The 2,139-nt window shown below is 29.4% G+C and carries 2 protein-coding genes; both read left to right on the forward strand.

From position 1 onward, the window contains the following. Window positions 1–164 precede the first annotated feature (164 nt). Complete coding sequence (locus RH98_RS14905) at window positions 165–1,814, forward strand: mechanosensitive ion channel family protein (protein WP_237717553.1); 1,650 nt, start codon at window positions 165–167, stop codon at window positions 1,812–1,814. Window positions 1,815–1,928: 114 nt separating this feature from the next. Beyond that, window positions 1,929–2,139, forward strand: a 211-nt coding sequence (locus RH98_RS14910) for a transposase (RefSeq protein WP_010257494.1), incomplete at its 3' end; no start/stop codon positions are given.

The raw sequence follows: 2,139 nt of genomic DNA on the forward strand, positions 1-2,139 counted from the left end.
ACACGTAGTATATGTTTATAAGATGACATTATTCTCAATTTAAATTACTTTGATTCATTTTTAAACACTACATATCTAAAAAATATTTTAAATAAACTATTTCTTAACAAAGTATTTATTTTTTAATTACTTTTACTTTCATTTATTACCATTTATATATGAAAATGCATAAAATAATTTTACAAATTACCATATTATTAACAACATTTGTTTTTTTAACAACTGCTTCTTTTGCACAAAAAAAGAATAAGAAAAATACAACTCCCCCCCTAGAGGTTATTGAAAAAATCGATACAATATCTATTAAACCTCTAAAATTAGAAAAAACACCTGTTCTAATTCTTGGAGATACACTATTTTATGTCTACGGAAATATTGGATCTTTTACTCCCAAACAGCGTGCTAAATCAATAGAAGATAAAATTACTACTCTAGCTAAAGATTATTCATTTTCAAAAGACTCTATTAGACTAAGTAAAGCGGGCAATTATCTAAATATTATATATAAGCATCAGATTCTTATGAGTGTTGATACAATACAAGCCCTCGAGGAAAATAAAACAAAAAAACAAGCTGCGATCTACTATATGAATAAAATAGTCGATTCAGTAGAACAACAACTCTATCAAAAGAGTTGGCAGCAAATTGCATTACAAGTACTAGGCTCATTAGTTGTTGTTGTTGCTGAGATATTAATTATTCGCTTTTTTTACTATCTCTATCGACGAGTTAAAGTCATGATTTGGAAACAAAGAAGTAAAAAAATAAAAGGACTATTTGGATTATTTGACGATCAAAAAGCAATGCTTATTGCAATTCATATGGCGAGAATAATTAGATTTATTATTATTCTTTTATTTATTTATTTTGGCTTACTTATTATCTTTACCTTATTCCCTTATACAAAACATATATCAGACGAACTAATGGGCTATGTGATTCGTCCATTGAAATCTGCAGGTGTTAGTATAAAAGATTATATGCCAAAACTATTTACAATTATTGTCATTGTTTTTATGTTCAGGTATATCCAAAAATTCATACGCTACTTAGCAGATCGCATTGCTACAAATAAAATAACGATAAAAGGATTCTATCCCGATTGGGCATTCCCTACATACAATATTATAAGTGGCTTGCTTTTCATATTTATGTTCATCATAATATTTCCCTATCTGCCAAATTCTGATTCACAAATATTTCAAGGAGTATCAGTATTTGCAGGGATTATGCTTTCCCTTGGTTCTACCTCTGTTATAGGGAATTTAGTAGCAGGTTTAGTAATAACCTATATGCGTCCATTTAAAATAGGCGATCGTATTAAGCTTGGCGAGTATACAGGAGATGTCTTAGAGAAAACTGCACTTGTTACAAGATTAAAAACACCAAAAAATGAAGTTATCACTATTCCAAATTCTAATATTATGTCCGCTTACACTGTTAACTACTCACAGTCAGCCAAAGATTATGGATTAATCCTATTTATTACAGTTGGGGTTGGATATGATATTCCATGGCAGAAAGTACACGAACTACTCTTTGAGGTAGCCAATAGAACAGATCATATTTTAAAACGTCAAAAACCATTTATCCTACAAGATCAACTTCAAGATTTTTATGTCGATTATCAATTAAATGTCTATGTTAAAGACGCCAAGATTGCCGCTAGAGTCTATTCAGACTTACGACAAAATACGCAGGATGTCTTTGCTGAAAATAATATTGAATTAGTATCGCCTCATTATAACGTAAATCGCAATGTTGACAATACAGACTCTACAATCCCCTACAGTTATATTAAAAAAACACCCTAAAGAAAAAGATTCTTTATTGAAAACTGACAAATACAAGAGCAAATTTTTACTAGAATTCACCAAAATAATTACTTCTTTACTCAATTTATCTCTTTATTGTTTTAGATCAATAGTATGGAAATTTTTAAAGGTCAAAACCTTCTGAACTTAGTAAAAGAACTACCAGATGACGAATCTTGTAAAGCTTATTTAAGTAAAATAAAGTGGTCAAACGGATTTACTTGTGTAAAATGTGGTCACCAAAAAGGTTGCTTAAAAACTAATCATTCATACTATTGTTATAATTGTGAACATGTTGAGAGTTCAACGGCTAATACTCTATTTC

It is taken from the genome of Myroides injenensis M09-0166 (assembly GCF_000246945.1).
GTDB lineage: Bacteria > Bacteroidota > Bacteroidia > Flavobacteriales > Flavobacteriaceae > Flavobacterium > Flavobacterium injenense.

Excerpts from the sequence above, each read along its gene's own strand:
- RH98_RS14905 (WP_237717553.1), top strand. The coding sequence starts at position 165 with ATGCATAAAATAATTTTACAAATTACCATATTATTAACAACATTTGTT.